The sequence below is a fragment of the Desulfobaculum xiamenense genome (assembly GCF_011927665.1).
GTDB lineage: Bacteria > Desulfobacterota > Desulfovibrionia > Desulfovibrionales > Desulfovibrionaceae > Desulfobaculum > Desulfobaculum xiamenense.
The window spans coordinates 1-15,575 of the sequence record NZ_JAATJA010000003.1; the positions used below are offsets into that span (position 1 = coordinate 1).

Consider the following 15,575-nt stretch of genomic DNA (forward strand, 5'->3'; position numbering starts at 1 on the left):
GCGATCCGATTTTATCGAACCGCAAAGCTGACTTTTAAGGCAATTCGTTCAAGATCGACACGACTCGCTATTTAATTGTCAAAGACCAAATCCGCTGTTTAAGCGAAGTTCAACTTACCGAGCGTAACTCGGCTCGTCAAGGCCCTTTCGGGCATTTGGTTGGCCTTTCAGCCAACCGCGGAGAGCCTTCTATCGGAAGCGTTTTGCTCCGTCAAGCCCTTCGTGAAACTTTTTTTCAAACCGTTCGGCGTGTTGCCGAAGCGGTGTTGAGTGCTCTACTCGTCCGCGTTGCGTCCGTCAAGCCCTCATGCAATCTTTTTTTCAATCGCGCCGGACGGTTATCGTCGTTGGCGCGGTTGTGGTGACTACTCCGACTCGTCGTAGCAGTCAACCCTCAAGATCACTTTTTTTCAAATTGCCGTTTCGGAGCGGCTGTTGCCTTTTCCGTGCGGCGGAGGGCGGTTCTAGGCAAAACGCCCTCCCACGTCAACAGCTTTTCTCACTTTTTACGATCTTTCCAAAGGCCCATTGAAATCATTGGTCTTTTTCTAAACGATTATCACCCTCTCCGCCCCAGCCATCATGCCCCGACGAACAGACGCGGAGACAGACGCGACGATCTGTCGAAGTCCGGCAGCAGTTCCAAGCCCGGCACAATCGCCCGCACCACCGGATAACGCAGGTCCCTGCGCATCAGATCGGCATACAGCGGCTCGCGTCCGCTGGCCGAAAGGGTCTGCTCCACGAGACGTAGGTCCCCTTCGATGCTCCCTGTGGAATGATCCGGCAAATCCTCGATGCACACGACAGGCAGTTCGGCAGGCCCCGGCAACGACGCGGGCCCGAACGGGAACGGATAAGGCACCTCCAACATGGCCGAGACGATGGCCTTCGCCCCGCACAGCCCTGCCGAAGCCCCCTTCGCCACCTGCCCCTGCGGTCCCGTGGCAAAGGCCCGATAACAGGGAATGCCAAGGGCCGAGGTACACTCCGCAAACAGCACATCCAGCCCACGCTTACGGTAGTTCTCCAGCAGCTCGCGCACCTGCCGATCCCGACTCTCAATCCTGAACCACCGCTCGGGGGCAACCGTGGACACGGTTTCCGCGTCCCGCTCCACGACTTCGAGCAGCGCGCCGAGCCGCGCCTGCGCCATAGTGCTGCCCGAGGCAAGCCCCGTCGAACCGAATCCGCCGAACAGCGACGGCTCATCAAGGTTACAGAAGAGGAAGACGAACTGCGCCGGAACGAGAAGCGTCCCGCCACCCGGCCTGTCGCAGGGCAACCAATGCAACGGCTCGTCGGCATACGGAGCATCCACGGGGAGCGCATTGGGATCGAGGGCATCGCGCCCATCACGCCGCAGTTCCGACAGCCTCGCACAGACGAGGTCGCGCCCGGCGGCGAGATCGGGCAACGCAAGGCCGTCCACATCGACCCAGCTCGAATAGCGCTCCACAACCTCCATGACCACCGAGGCCCACGCGACGTCGAAGGTCAGCCCTTTACCGTAGGACATGAACACGCCGTCCAGATCGTAATCCAACCTGCCGTTTCGCACCGTTACCCGCCGCTTCCACTGGCGGACCAGCCCCACGGGCGACAGCGAATCCGTATGCCGGGCCTGCTGACTCATGGCCACGCCCGCGGCCTCAAGCCGCCCCTCGGCCTCCCGAGCCGTGGCTTCAGCGGACGGCCCACCGCCCTTGCGCGCACGCTTCACACGCTGCGCAGCGATATCCGTCACGCTGACGAATCCCTCGTTGGCCGCTGCGATCTCCTCCGGCGAAAACGGCAGCGCCAGCCCGGCCTGCGCCGACGTCGGCATTGGAGCATGCGCGACCTTGTTCTCCCTGAAAATGGCTCCCCACGCGGCATGCACATCCTGACCGGGGCGCGCCGCGGCGCGAAGCTCTACCAACGGAGACGCGGACAACTCGCCCTCGGACGCGGGGCCATCCAGCCCCAGAGCGCGCGCACGCTCCGGCTGTCCAAGCACGCATTCCCGGACCAATCCACTCACGAGCGGATCATCGCCATGGAGATCGAGCATATTGCGCAAGGCCGCGTCGTCGAGGCGCTGCACGAGGGTCAGGGCATGGACATGCATGTAATCGTCCATGGGGCACGCGCGCAGATGGGCAAGCGCCGCGTCCAGATCGACATCCCCCTTCGGCACGCATGCGGCAAACCCCACCGTGGCCTGCGTATCAAGCACTCTGAATTCGTATTCCATGGTCATCTCGCGAGCCATTCTCCTTATAATGCGACTTTGGCCGAGAACCGAAGCCCCCGCCCGGACACCGCATGCAGAAAACGGCGCGCCCCAAGGGACGCGCCGCCTGCCGCATGCCGACGAAAGCGGCCTAGAACTTGTACCCAATGGCGCGCAGGAAGCCCTTGCGCCTCGCGATCTCCTCGTCATCCTCGATGCCCGCCGAGGCGAAGCCGTCGATGACGCCCATGATGCCCCGGCCCTGCTCGGTCTCGGCCACCACGACCTGCGTGGGGTTGGCGGTGGCACAGAACAGGCGCACCACTTCGGGCACGTTCTGGATGACATTGACGATATTGATGGGGAACATGTCTTTCATAAAGATAATGAAACTGTGCCCGCAGGCCAGCGACATGGCGTTGCGCTTGGCCAGTTCGATGCACTCCTCGTCGGTGCCACTCCAGCGCACGAGGCGCTTGTCCGAGGCCTCGCAGAAGGCGAGACCGAACTTCGCGAAGGGAACGGCGGACACCACGGCCTCGTGAATGTCCTCGACGGTCTTGATGAAATGGGACTGGCCAAGGATGAAGTTCATATCTGCGGGCTTCTCGATGGCAATGGTGGTCAGCTGCATGTTCGCGCTCCTCCGCCATGGGCGGGATATGTGATGAAGTGTTCGTGCGTTTTACGAATCATGAAGGGCGCATAGTACGAAACCTTTTCGCGCAGGGCAAATCCCGCAATCCCCGGTCCCGACGTCCGAGCGCATGGCCTCCATGCTCGAAAATCGGCCTCGGGCACGGTTGCCGCACGTCCGCAAGGGGGGTAGGCTTATCCAACGAGGTGCCACACATGCCCATTCTCCCCATACCCGACTATTCGCCACCGGCCATGCTGGCCAACGGCCACGTGCAAAGCATCGCCCCCTCGCTCATCCGCCCCGTACCGCACGTGGATTACGTGCGCGAGCGCATGGACACCAAGGACGGCGACTTCATCCTGCTGGACTGGAGCTTCGCGTCCGGTCCCGGCGGCTCCGAGCGACTGGTCATCGTGACCCACGGGCTGGAAGGCCATTCGCGGCGCAAGTACGTCTGCGGCATGGCCCGCGCCCTGAACCGTGCCGGATGGGACGTGCTGGCCCGCAACTGCCGCGGCTGCGGCGGGGAAATGAACCGCCTACCGCGTTTCTACCACAGTGGCGAAATCGAGGACCTGCACGCGACGGTGCACCACGCGCTGGCCGTGGGGCGCTATCGGCAAATCGCGCTGGTCGGCTTCAGCATGGGCGGCAACCAGACGCTGCGGTATCTCGGGCTCGATCCGGACCGCGTCCCCCGCGAGATTTGCGCCGCCGTCGCGGTTTCCGCGCCCTGCGACCTCGCCGACTCCGTACGCAAGCTCGAATCGCTTCCGGCCGGCCGCATCTACGTGGAGTATCTCCTGCACAGCCTGCGCGCCAAGGTGCGGGCCAAGCACGCCATGTTCCCGGATATCTTCGACATCACGGGTCTCGACGCCATCTCCACCTTCAGGGAGTTCGACGAACGCTACACAGCTCCGCTGTTCGGCTTCGAAAACGCCGAGGACTACTGGCGCAAGGCCAGCTCCCGCCCGGTACTACGCGACATCCGCGTACCAACGCTCATCCTCAACGCCAAGGACGATCCCTTCCTCGGGCCGCGCTGCTATCCCGAGGACGAAGCCCGCGAGAACCCGAACCTGTATCTGGAAACGCCCGAATCCGGCGGCCACGTCGGGTTTATCCTACTCGACCCGGCTGGCGAATTCTGGTCCGAGAAGCGCAGCGCAGCATTCCTCAACGAACACACGCCGGCCTGACCGGCCAACCCTCAACCCGACCACATTCCGATCAAATGAACAGAATCATCATCCGCGACGTCCTCATCTCCGATCTGCCCGACATCGTCGCCCTCAACGAACATGCCGTCCCAGCCGTCAATAGCGTGGACGAAGGCTTCATGCGCACGTCCATGGACCGCGCCGCCTACTTCCGCGTCGTCGAACAAAGCGCCCAGCCCGGACGCGTGGCCGGCTTCATGATCGGCTACACGCCCGAGGCCTCCTACGAGAGCGAAAACTTCCAGTGGTTCAAGGGACACTATCCGTCCTTCGTCTACATCGACCGCATCGTCATCGCGCCATTCGCCCAGCGCATGGGCATCGGCACCGCCCTGTACGACAACATCTCCCGATTCGCCAGCGAGACGACCGGCACCGTGACCTGCGAGGTCAACATCCGCCCCCGAAACGACGACTCGCTGGCCTTCCACGCCCACTGCGGGTTCCGCGAGGTGGGCACACAGGAAACCAAGGGCGGCACCGTCGCCGTCTCCCTGCTGGTCAAGGAATTGGCCCCGGCCAGTGCCGCGCATTGACCTTTTCTGGTCAACATCACGACATATTTGACAAAGCGGACATTTCTCCCTAGCCCATGAGGATGCCGGGACGGATTCACCGCCCCGGCACTCCGGCCCGGCCCATCGGCAAGGCCTTCCTCCGCACGCCAGGGAGTATGCATGAAGTCCGCCCGCTCGCTACCCGCCCTGATCATCGCCGTCGTCTGGCTCACCGTCGGTGCCGACATGGCCGTCTATCGGGCGGATATTCTCAACCAGTGGACGACTATCCAGCAAAACATCGCCGAACAGGGGGCCAGATCAAGCCGCGTGTGGCTGGAGCTGTTGGTGGAGGAGCAGGGGCTCCCCGTCAATGCCGCAGCGCACGAGACCTTCCGCAAGTTCGCCGCCCCCATCCGCCTGCTCGACTCCGGCCACGCATGGCTGTTCAGGGACAACACCCTCGTTGCCGGGCTCGATGAGACCATGCCTGCCGATTCCATCATGCGCATCGACGAACTGTGCGCCATGCGGGGATGCCCGACCGATACCGAGGGCCTCGGACTGCTTCGCGCCGCCATCGAGGGCCGCACAAGCGGACAGGGCTTCTTTACGCTGTCGACCGAACGCGGCCGGGAGCGGGCGGCATGGGCCACCTTCGACGCCGCAGGAACCACATGGACGTTCGGCATCTCCACGCCGGACAGCGAAATTCTCCTGCACACGGCCAGTCCCTCGCGAATTCTCCCCTCGATTCTGGGCGCGCTGGCGATGACGGTTCTCGTCATCGCCCTGTTCCGCGCCAACCATCACCGCCTAGAGCTCAGCCGCAAGATGAACGACACCCTCGGCGAACTCGTCGAAAGGCGCACACGCGACCTCTCCAACGCCAATGGAGAGCTCAAGCGCCAACTCGCTCGACGGATTCTGGCGGAACGCAGACTGCGCGAAAACCGCGAGCAGTTGAAGGCGCTCGTCGAAAACTCTCCGGACATCATCGCGCGTTTCGACCGATCCGCACGCCACCTCTACGTCAACTCGCGCATCTCGAAATACGTGGACACCCCGCGCGAGGAAATCGTCGGCAAGACACCCCGCGAGCTCGGCCTCTGCCCGGAGTTCTGCGCAACCATTGATGCGCGCATCGAGGAAGCCTTCCGTACGAGAAGTCTGGTGCGCACCCGCCTCGTCTTTGACGGTCCGAATGGCCGCACCCACTTCGACTGGCGGCTCTCGCCGGAGTTCTCCTCCGGCGGAGTGGTGCGCACGGTGCTCAGCTTCGCGCGCGACGTCACCGCCCTGCGCCTTTCCGAAGAACGCCTACGCCGCAGCGAGGAGCAATACCGCCTGCTCGTGGAGCACCAAAGCGACATGGTCGTGAACGTCTCGCCTTCGGGACGCATCCTCTTTGCCAGCCCGTCCTTCTGCTCGCTTTTCGCCCTGCCCGAAGACCGGGTGCGCGGCTGCAAGGTCCTGAAAATCGTTCCCCGACCCGAACGCCGCGCCATCGCGGACGTATTCAGACAGGCCATCACCGCCACCGATCCACTCTCCATAGAATTCCAGGCGAGCACCCCAGCCGGCCCGCGCTGGCTGGCCTGGACGGGTCGCGTCGTCCACGGCGCGGATGGCGAGACGAACTCCGTGGTGGCCATAGGGCGCGACGTGACCACCGCCAAGGTGTACGAAACCCGCATCCAGGAATCCCTGCTGGAAAAGGAAACCCTGCTTCAGGAAATCCACCACAGGGTCAAGAACAACCTCCAGATCGTCAGCAGTCTACTGGAGCTTGCCATGGCGCGCATCTCGTCGACGACAGACCGCGCCGTGCTCATGGACATCACCACCAAGATTCAGGGCATGGCGCTGATCCATAATCAAATATACAGCTCGGACAGCTTCGAGAGCGTGAACATCGCCGACTATGGCCGCGCCCTGTGCCGCAACCTCGTCCGGTCCTACGGCGCACAGGACATCGCGCCACACTTCGACACCGAGGACATCCACCTGTCCATCCAGCACGCCATTCCCTGCGGCATCGTGCTCAACGAACTGTTTTCCAACGTCATAAAGCACGCCTATCCCGACGGTCAGGGCGGTTCTCTCGGCTTCAGCGTGCGCGGCGATGACGGCTGCGTGCGGATATGCGTCTCGGATAACGGCCGCGGTTTTCCGGACGACGCCGCAACCACGACGCTCGGCATGAAGCTGGTTTCCAACATCGTCACCTACCAGCTCCACGGCTCCCTCGATATTCGCGTGGAGGACGGAACGCGCATCGACGTCGTCTTTCCTGCGGCCGATGCCCCCGCGCGTGCATACGATTCCGTATCGGCCTGACCCGCTCCCTCCATGGCCGCACGAACATGGCGCCACGATTCGTGCGACATATCCCATTTGATTTCCTTCCGATTTGTGCCAAAACGGAACAAACGGAACGGACAGCAAGGGGCGGCGCAATGCTCAACGAAGCCTACAGAAATCTGTGCATCTACCACGTCCACGACGGCCTGCGCGACGGGCTTTCGCATTACTCGCAGCTCTCGCGGGCGGCCCTCGTCTACGCGGAAGGCCCACAGAGTACCGTGCGCGTCCACGATCCGCAGAACCTGCTGCGCGGACACGAACCGATACTCGAAAAGGTCTTTCTCGCCGACGACGCATGGCGGCGCTGCAAACACCCCGGCGAACGCATCGCTCCCTTCGAGCTGGAACCGTGCGAAGCCCTGTCCATGGCGGGGCTGATCACGCACAGTTCGCGCTCCCGCGCCATCCACCACCAATCATGGTTCACGGAGCACCACCCGGACCTGTGTTCCACCGGGCCAACGGAGCGCTGGCTGGAACACGCGGCGTGGATGCTCTCGCAGGCCTTCGCTTCGGAAAACGTCCTCCAACTCGACATCGCCGGATCGGTCCTACAGGGCTGGGCCACGCACGCCGTGCGCAACCACATCGTCGATTCGCGCGCACAGCGCATGGGCATGGACACCCAACTGCGCATCTACCCCACCCTCGACGCCATCCTCGGCATCTCGAAAACGCTGGAGGAAGGCGCATGGCCGCGCGGGCGGCTGTGTTTCGTGGAGCCATCCCTCATGGACCGCGTGCACTTCCTGGCCCGATTCACGGAAATGGAGCGCCCCCTGCTGCAACACCACAAGCATGTGCGCAAGCTCATGCAGTCCGTGGAAGACACGCCGCACGCCCTCGTCTCGGACGGCAGGCACATCGTCGGCATCGGTTCGGGCATGATGCCCGGATCGCACCTGACGGCCTGCTTCCACGGCAACCACGGCTTTCTCCAGCTCGACGGCGAGACGGTGTGCAGCGTGCTCGACGGCGGATTCCATTCCACCAACCGCAAGCCGAACCTCGTCCAGCTTGAGGAAATGCTCATCGAGACAAACCTCGGCGACGAGGAACGCCACAGCCTCTTCGGCATCGTCACGGACATTGTGCGCAGCACCCAGGAGCGCAAGCACGGGTGCACCATCGTCCTCGACTTCAAAACGCCCATCGTGCCCATCGCCGGGCAGCACCTCGAAACGCCCATCGATCTCGAACTCGAAGGGCTGCTGCCGGTGGCCCAGTCTCTGGCCAAGGTGGACGGCGCGCTGCACATCGGCGCGGACCGTCGCCTGTACGGATTCGGATGTCTGCTCGACGGCCAACGCGTGGTCGGAGAGGACCGCTCGCGCGGGGCTCGCTACAACTCCGCGCTGCGCTTCACGACGGGGCACGACGACCTCGTGGTCATCGTGGTGTCATCGGACCGCCCGGTGTCCATCATACAGGGCGGCGTGGAGGTCACGGCGGCCTGCCCGCTCCTCCCGCTTCGAGGGAGTTGCGGCACGCCACCGCGCCTTGAGGATTGGATCAGCGAATAGCCTATACCTTGCGCCGTCTCGCCCGCGCCAGTTCAAGGGCGTCGCGCAGGGAAATCATGTGTTCGCTCACGTCCACGTCGGCGCAGTCGGGAACGTTCTCGGCCAGATCGCGCAGCACGTCGATTCCATCGAGTAGCGCCGTCACAAGGTCCGCGTCCGGCCGAATCTCCCCGGTGCGGATGCGCCCAAGGATATTCTCCAGCCAGTGCGACAGGCGCTCCATGCTATGCAGCTTGAGTAGCCCGGCACCGGCCTTCACGGAGTGCGCCGCGCGGAATATCTCGTTGACGACCTCCTCCACGGAAGCCCCATCGAGATGCTCCAAATGCAGGATACCCGTCTCCAACTCCACGAGCCGATCACGGGTCTCGTCCACGAAGGCCTCCATGACCTCCTGATCCTGCTGGAAATCCATCATGCCCCGGCGTCTCCGGATTTGTGACCTTCGAGGATGGCGATGGCGCGTTCGGCCATGCTGTCCATGTCCGGCTTGGCAATCTGATCCACGGCACCGACGGATTCGCCCTTGTGTCGCAACTCGCTGGTGATGAGCGACGAATAGAGGATGACCGGCAGCGCCTTGAGCTGCTCGTCATCCTTGATGCTCTTGGTCAGGGTGAAGCCGTCCATGAGCGGCATCTCAATGTCGGCGATGACGATGTCGAGCACGTCGAGGATGCCTTTGCCCTGCTCCTTGGCCTGCTTGCCCATCCGCCGGACATGGTCCAGCGCCTCCTGCCCGTTGCTGACGACATGCAGATCGAAGTTGGCGGCTTCGAGATTCTTGCGCAGCATGAGGCGGATTGTTGGGGAATCGTCAGCGACGAGGGCACGGTAACGGCGGGACGCGACAACGCGCGGCGCTTCGTCCGGCTTGAGGCTCGCCGGTTCCAACGCGGAAAGGATTTGCTCCAGATCGAGGAGCTGGATGAAATGGTCTTCGCGCCGGACCATGCCGATGATGCACGAAGTGCCCATGCGCGTCACGAACTCGTGGGGCGGGGCGACATCCTGCCAGCCCACGCGGTGGATCTCCGTAACGCCGGAGACGAGAAATCCCGTCACGGCCTTGGAGAACTCCGTCACCATCACCACCTCGTACTCGTGGGCGTTGCGGTCGATGCCGAGCCATACAGCGAGGTCGAGCACAGGCACGATATGCTTGCGTAGCGAGATGGTGCCCATGTAGCACGGGTTCGATGCCGACTCCGGCGGGTCGAGGGTCGGACTTTCGATGACCTGCATCACCTTGGCCACGTTGACGCCGAAATAACTCGGAACGGGGTCCTTGCTCCCCGGAACGGTCTCGTTGATGAACAGTTCGAGGATCTCAAGCTCGTTCGTCCCCGTTTCCAGCAAAATGTCGCTTCTGGCCATGCCTTTCCTCCCTTGAAAAGCCGGCGGACCGGCGGCGCTACTCTCCACCGTCCCTTGTACCCTGTGCAGAATTTTTGCGCAACGCCTGCCCGGTTCTCCGCCGCCTCTCCCGCCTTTTCACGCCACAAACGCAAAAGGCCCCGTCCAATGGACGGGGCCTTTCGAAAAATCACAGCGCAACGTGGAGGATCACACGGCGGCGTCAAGGAGCATGTTGTCCCTGTGGATGGCCTCGGGATACGGGCAATCGCCGAGGATGTCCGCGATGTCGCCACTTCTACGGCCGGTTATACGCCGAAGGTCTGCGGAATCGTAGTTGGACAGGCCAACGCCGAGGGTATCGCCGGATTCGTCCTTGATGAACACCAGCGCGCCGGGGCCGAAGTTGCCGTCCACGCTGTCGATGCCAGCGGGAAGAAGGCTCTTGCCCTGCGTGGTGAGGGCCTTGGCCGCACCCGGGTCCACCACAACGCTGCCCGAGGGCGTCTTGTTGTAGGCCAACCAAAACTTGCGCCGCGAGATGGGATGCGCCTCCGGCACCACCCACGTGCCTATCGGCTCGCCGGAGAACACGCGGTCGAGCACGTAGCGTTCCCTGCCGGAGACGATGAGCGTCGGCACGCCAAGCTGCGCCACGCGCCGGGCAGCGAGGAGCTTGGAATACATGCCGCCCGTGCCCACGGAGGTCTTACCGTCGCAGGTGGTGTCCAAATCGAGGCAGGAAATGTTTTCGATGCATTCGAGGCAGCGCGCCTCGGGGTCCTTGTCCGGATTGGCGTCGTACACGCCGGAGGCAGAGGTGAGGTTCACGAACAGATCGGCCTGCACGAGGTTGACGACAAGGCTCCCGAGCGAGTCGTTGTCGCCGAACTTGAGTTCCTGCACGGCGACGGTGTCGTTCTCGTTGACCACGGGAATGGCCTTCCAGTCGAGCAGCGTTCGAAATGTATTGAGGGCGTTGAGGAATCGGCTGCGACTGCGCAGGTCGTCGCGGGTGAGGAGAATCTGGGCGGACACCTTGCCGTAGCGCGCGAAGGCCTCGTCGTAGGCGTGCATGAGGCGGCTCTGGCCCACTGCCGATGCCGCCTGCCGCGCCGGAAGACCGGTGATCTCGGCGTGGAGCACCTTGCGCCCCGCCGCCACGGCACCGGAACTGACCAGCACGATATCCAGCCCGCGATCATGCAACGTCGCGAGCTGATCGGCCAGACGGTTCACGACCCGCAGGTCCAGACCATCCTCGCCGGTCAGGACAGCGCTGCCGACCTTGACCACCACCCGTTTCGCTTCAGAAAGAACGCGCGTGCGTTCGGCCATCCAGTCCATGTTCACGCCTTCCGGAAGATGAGGAGTCAGATTGCGAAAACTTTCTGGGTCCTTGCTCCATCGCCCCGTCTAGCGGGGGTCGCCGCCATGGTACAGCCGCCACATCTCCTTCACAAGGGCTTCGACACCCACTCCGCCAAGGGCGGAGATGAAGAAGATGGATCGTCCATCGGCCTTTGCGCGTCGGCGCAGCTCCGCAAGGGCGTCCTCGTCGATGAGGTCGATCTTGTTGATCACCTGCACCTGATGGCGCGCGGCAAGCTCCTCGGCGTAGCGGGCGAGTTCCTCGTTGAGCAGGTCGAAGCCAGCCCACGGGTTCTCCACGTCGATGTCCTCGGCGGAAAGGATATGCACGAGGAAGCGGGTGCGCTCCACATGCTTGAGGAAGCGGTGCCCGAGGCCCTGACCTTCGTGCGCGCCCTCGATGAGGCCGGGAATGTCGGCCACCACGAAGTGCTCGCCGATGTCGTCGATGAGCACGCCGAGGTTCGGCGTAAGCGTGGTGAACGGATACGGCGCGATCTTGGGCCGCGCCGCGGAAATGGCGGAGATGAAGGTGGACTTGCCCGCGTTGGGCAGGCCGAGCAGGCCAGCGTCCGCGAGAATCTTCAGCTCAAGGCGCAGGCTCTTCTCCTCGCCCTCGCCACCGGGCTGGGCGAAGCGCGGCGTGCGCATGGTGGACGTCTTGAAATGCTCGTTGCCGAAGCCGCCACGTCCGCCCTTGCAGACGGCGACCTCCTGCCCGTCGACGGCGAGATCCGCCACGAGCCTTTCGCCGCCCTCTTCATCGGCCTCGAAGAGCATGGTGCCCACAGGAACCTCGATGATGAGATCCTCGGCGTTGCGGCCGCAGCACTGGCTGCCCATGCCGGGCTGCCCGTTCTTGGCCTCGTAGAGACGCTTGAGACGAAAGTCGTACAGCGTGAGAAGCTTGGACGACGCACGGAAAACGACGTCGCCGCCCTTGCCGCCGTCGCCGCCATTGGGACCGCCCTTGGGCACGTGGGCCTCGCGGCGAAACGAAACGCAGCCGTTGCCACCATGCCCCGACCGAACAGTGATCCTTGCTTCATCAACGAAGCGCATACTCGACTCCCTGCGGAAAACCGCACATAAAAAACGGGCGGACGACGCAAGCGCCGTCCGCCTCGGAAAATGCTCTACCGCGAAAGGCCTAGGCCTCGGCGGGAATCACGCAAACCCGGGTCTTGACCTTCTTGTGGCGCGTGTACTTCTCGAACTTCACCTCGCCGTCGATGAGGGCGAACAGGGTGTAGTCCCTGCCCATGCCAACATTCGGGCCGGCATGGAACTTGGTGCCCAGCTGGCGAACGAGGATATTGCCGGCCAGAACCTGCTGACCGCCGAAGCGCTTGACGCCTCTTCTCTGACCGATGGAATCGCGACCGTTTCTGGAGCTGCCGCCTGCTTTCTTATGAGCCATTTCAGTACTCCTTTTCGGACCTTAGGCCTCGATGGCCTTGATCTTGATCGTGGTGAAGTCCTGCCTGTGGCCCTGCTTCTTCATGAAACCCTTGCGGCGGCGCTTGTGGAAAACGATGATCTTCTTGTCGCGGCCGTGGCCAACGACTTCGCAGGAGATCTTCGCGTTGCCAACGAAAGGCTGACCAACGGTCACATCGCCGGACTTATCCACCAGCAGAACCTTGTCCAGAACCAGCTCGGAACCGGCCTCTGCCTGAATCTTCTGAATGTTAATCGTGCGGCCTTCCTCAACACGGAACTGCTTGCCGCCGGTCTCAACTATTGCATACATGACCTGTTACCTCCAAAGAAAGAGAGAGGGGTTGATACCCGACAAACCGACGGAAAGTCAAGCCCCCATCCCCAAGTTTTTTACGATGCACCGTGAATGCGCACCTGATTGCGGCCATTGCGTTTGGCCTCGTAGAGAGCCGAATCCGCGGCCTGCACAAGGCGCTCGGCGTGGTGATCAGCCCACGAGGGCAGTATCTCCGCCACACCCACGGATATGGTCATCCTGAGGTCCTTGGCCAGAACCTCGCCATCTATGCTCTTGACCTCGAACCGGTACTTCTCGACGCTCCTGCGGATATGCTCCGCGAGGTCGAGGGCTTCCTTCCGGTCGAGTCCCGGCGCCATGACCACGAACTCCTCTCCGCCGTAACGGACGGGCAGGCAACCATCGCCGCAGCGCGAGGCAGTGCCCTTGCGGATGAGTTCCGCGATGATCCGAAGCGCCTGGTCACCGATCTGGTGGCCGTAGGTATCGTTTATCCGCTTGAAAAAATCAATGTCGAGCATGAGCAGCGACACGGTATCTCCGCACGTGTCCGGACACAGCTCCGCCAGCCTCTCATCGAGGGCGCGGCGGTTGGCCAGCCCGGTCAGCGCGTCGGTATGCGCGAGCCGTCGCAGTGTATGCGCATCCTCGTCCATGGCGCTGACCACGCGCCGAAAGGAATCGCGCAGGCGCTCCACCATCCGGTCCGGCGGCATGCCGCTTTGCACCGTCTGCACCGTCTCTTCGCCCAAATCCTGCACCTCGCCGGAACGCCGCCTGATCACGGAGCCGAACTCCTCAAGCAGCGTGGTTGATTCCTGCAAGGCCGCCTTGAGCTTTTCCCGGTAGGGAGAGGTGACGATCTCCTCCTGGCGCCGCGAAACCTCGGCGTAGGCGGCATCGCTGAAGTCCCGCCGTTTGACGAGCTCCAGAAACAGCTCATGGATTGCCGCCTTCTGCGCATCGGACAAGGTGTCGTTGTACTCAAGGCTGCGCATGTACAGAATGAGCGAGTGCCACTTCGGATGCGACGGAACGCCGGCCTTGGCCAGAAGGTGGCACAACCGGTGCTGGTCGGGATAGATGCAGTCTTTGCTCACGCTCTGTTCTTGGCCCGCGAGGGGCGGCATTGGCTAATCGGTGGACGTTCAGGGCTTACGGCAAGGGTCCGGCGCAACGGAGCCAGCGGTCATCTTAACCAACTATGCCCCGAGGCACCAGCTTTTTCACGCTTCCGGAGTCCGGGCCAGCACCAGCACCTCCACCCGCGCAGCTCCTGCGCGAAGAAGCGCCCGCGTCGCGGCTTCCAGCGTTCCGCCCGTAGTCATCACGTCATCGACGAGCAAAATGGCGCGCCCAGCGACGCATGCGTCAGCCTCGAAGGCCCCACGAACGTTCTCGCGCCGCCGCGCGGCGGAAAGCCCGAGTTGCGGAACGGTTTCCACCCGCCGTGTCAGCGCCTGTGGCGCAAGCTCGCAGCCGGGGCGGCACACGGCGCGCGCCAGTTCGAGGCTCTGATTGTAGCCTCGATGGCGGAGCCGTCGCGGATGCAGCGGAACGGGGACTACCAGCCATCCGCCAAAAGCGCCAGCATCATCGAGGCTCCCCGGCCAGCCATCTCGGACGCAGGCCTCCCGAACAAAACGCCCAAGCAACGCAGAGCGCCCGAGTCGCGACGAAAACTTGAACTCCAGCACCAGCCGCCTCAGCGCCCCCGCATACGCCCCATGGAAGTGAAACGCCGCCCAAGGTCTAGGCGCGCGTCTGCATGCGCCACACAGGTACACCGGGGCCTCGGCGTCGGCATAGAGCGCGCCGCACAACGGGCAGTGCCCGCCAAGCCTCGGCGCAAGTTCTCCGGCGCAGCGCGGACACAGCTCTCCCCCGCCAGAACCGAGGGCAGCGCCGCACGCCGCACATCGCGCCCACAACGTGCGCAGGGCGCGGCGCAATCCGCCAAGTCCGCCCCACGCGCACCGGCCGCTTCGCAGCACTAGGCCTCGGCGCGTTCAAGCGCCTCGCGGGCGGCCTCGCGGCCAAGGTTCTCCAGCGCGGCCACGGCCTCGGCGTTGGCTTCGAGATCACCGGCCTCGTCCAGCCCCCGGAACAGGAGTGGCGGCTGCAACTCGAAGTTGAACACATCGAGGAAGTACTTGAGCGTAAGCAGACTTCCCTCGAAAAGCTTATCCCCCTGCGAGCGTCCGGCAATGAGGCAGACATAGGCCTTGCGCCGAGGCAGGGCGGCCATGACGGGGTCGCCGTCCTGCCTGCGCATATAGTAGCACTGGCTGCGGTCGATCCACGCCTTGAGTTGCGCCGGGACGTGATAGAAGTAGATGGGCGAGGCGAGGAAGACATAGGGCGCATTCAGCATCATCTGAAACAGACGCCCGCTGTGGTCCATGTCGGCCAGATAGCACGCCCGCTTGGGGTCATGCTTGCAACGGTAGCAGGACACGCACGGCTCCACGCGGAACCGACGCAGATAGTCAACCCGCAGCTCAAGACCCGCCGCCATCGCCCCATGCGTGAAGAGGGCCGCGGCGCGGTCGCTGTTTCCACCGGGTCGGGGGCTGCACGAAATGATGGCCGGACGGCCAGCCTCCCCTGCCCTGTCATTCGATTGAATCATTACCATTCCT

15 protein-coding genes are annotated in these 15,575 nt (G+C 63.4%); 4 read left to right on the forward strand and 11 right to left on the reverse strand.

Features of this window, described 5'->3' with window-relative positions:
- Nucleotides 1-580 precede the first annotated feature (580 nt).
- Together GGQ74_RS12895 and GGQ74_RS12900 are read right to left on the reverse strand one after the other, a co-directional pair.
- A complete protein-coding gene (locus tag GGQ74_RS12895) occupies nucleotides 581-2,242 on the reverse strand; it encodes a YcaO-like family protein (protein ID WP_167942006.1) in 1,662 nt (553 codons plus the stop codon).
- Nucleotides 2,243-2,366: 124 nt separating this feature from the next.
- Complete coding sequence (locus GGQ74_RS12900; RefSeq protein WP_167942007.1) at nucleotides 2,367-2,849, reverse strand: adenosine-specific kinase; 483 nt, start codon at nucleotides 2,847-2,849, stop codon at nucleotides 2,367-2,369.
- A 218-nt stretch (nucleotides 2,850-3,067) separates the two neighbouring features.
- On the opposite strand from GGQ74_RS12900, the gene GGQ74_RS12905 reads away from it, so the two are divergent.
- From GGQ74_RS12905 to GGQ74_RS12920, 4 genes are all read left to right on the forward strand, one after another.
- Nucleotides 3,068-4,057, forward strand: coding sequence for a YheT family hydrolase (locus GGQ74_RS12905; RefSeq protein ID WP_167942008.1), 990 nt, complete (start codon nucleotides 3,068-3,070; stop codon nucleotides 4,055-4,057).
- 35 nt (nucleotides 4,058-4,092) lie between these two features.
- Nucleotides 4,093-4,614, forward strand: a complete 522-nt coding sequence (locus tag GGQ74_RS12910) for a GNAT family N-acetyltransferase (protein ID WP_167942009.1) — start codon at nucleotides 4,093-4,095, stop codon at nucleotides 4,612-4,614.
- Nucleotides 4,615-4,755: 141 nt separating this feature from the next.
- On the forward strand, nucleotides 4,756-6,915 hold the full coding sequence (locus GGQ74_RS12915; RefSeq protein ID WP_167942010.1) for a sensor histidine kinase: 2,160 nt from the start codon (nucleotides 4,756-4,758) through the stop codon (nucleotides 6,913-6,915).
- Between the two features lie 119 nt (nucleotides 6,916-7,034).
- Entirely contained in the window at nucleotides 7,035-8,465 is a 1,431-nt protein-coding gene (locus GGQ74_RS12920; RefSeq protein ID WP_167942011.1) for a DNA integrity scanning protein DisA nucleotide-binding domain protein, read from the forward strand.
- Nucleotide 8,466: 1 nt separating this feature from the next.
- On the opposite strand, the gene GGQ74_RS12925 is transcribed toward GGQ74_RS12920, so the two are convergent.
- From GGQ74_RS12925 to GGQ74_RS12965, 9 genes are all read right to left on the reverse strand, one after another.
- Nucleotides 8,467-8,883 carry an Hpt domain-containing protein gene (locus GGQ74_RS12925; protein WP_167942012.1) on the reverse strand — a complete coding sequence of 139 codons (417 nt, stop codon included), beginning with the start codon at nucleotides 8,881-8,883 and terminating at the stop codon, nucleotides 8,467-8,469.
- Complete coding sequence (locus GGQ74_RS12930; RefSeq protein ID WP_167942013.1) at nucleotides 8,880-9,842, reverse strand: chemotaxis protein; 963 nt, start codon at nucleotides 9,840-9,842, stop codon at nucleotides 8,880-8,882. The genes GGQ74_RS12925 and GGQ74_RS12930 overlap by 4 nt, the downstream gene beginning before the upstream one ends.
- Before the next feature lie 189 nt (nucleotides 9,843-10,031).
- Nucleotides 10,032-11,168 carry a glutamate 5-kinase gene (gene proB, locus GGQ74_RS12935; RefSeq protein WP_167942014.1) on the reverse strand — a complete coding sequence of 379 codons (1,137 nt, stop codon included), beginning with the start codon at nucleotides 11,166-11,168 and terminating at the stop codon, nucleotides 10,032-10,034.
- 69 nt (nucleotides 11,169-11,237) lie between these two features.
- Nucleotides 11,238-12,254 carry a GTPase ObgE gene (obgE, locus tag GGQ74_RS12940; RefSeq protein WP_167942015.1) on the reverse strand — a complete coding sequence of 339 codons (1,017 nt, stop codon included), beginning with the start codon at nucleotides 12,252-12,254 and terminating at the stop codon, nucleotides 11,238-11,240.
- 88 nt (nucleotides 12,255-12,342) lie between these two features.
- A complete protein-coding gene (rpmA, locus tag GGQ74_RS12945) occupies nucleotides 12,343-12,612 on the reverse strand; it encodes a 50S ribosomal protein L27 (protein ID WP_167942016.1) in 270 nt (89 codons plus the stop codon).
- Nucleotides 12,613-12,633: 21 nt separating this feature from the next.
- Nucleotides 12,634-12,945 (reverse strand): 50S ribosomal protein L21, encoded by a 312-nt coding sequence (gene rplU / locus GGQ74_RS12950; RefSeq protein ID WP_167942017.1) that lies wholly within the window; start codon nucleotides 12,943-12,945, stop codon nucleotides 12,634-12,636.
- A gap of 80 nt (nucleotides 12,946-13,025) precedes the next feature.
- On the reverse strand, nucleotides 13,026-14,033 hold the full coding sequence (locus tag GGQ74_RS16525; protein ID WP_167942018.1) for a diguanylate cyclase: 1,008 nt from the start codon (nucleotides 14,031-14,033) through the stop codon (nucleotides 13,026-13,028).
- A gap of 126 nt (nucleotides 14,034-14,159) precedes the next feature.
- On the reverse strand, nucleotides 14,160-14,927 hold the full coding sequence (locus GGQ74_RS12960; RefSeq protein WP_167942019.1) for a phosphoribosyltransferase family protein: 768 nt from the start codon (nucleotides 14,925-14,927) through the stop codon (nucleotides 14,160-14,162).
- Nucleotides 14,927-15,565: a flavodoxin family protein gene (locus GGQ74_RS12965; RefSeq protein WP_167942020.1), complete on the reverse strand. Its 639-nt coding sequence runs from the start codon at nucleotides 15,563-15,565 to the stop codon at nucleotides 14,927-14,929. The genes GGQ74_RS12960 and GGQ74_RS12965 overlap by 1 nt, the downstream gene beginning before the upstream one ends.
- Between the last annotated feature and the right edge of the window lie 10 nt (nucleotides 15,566-15,575).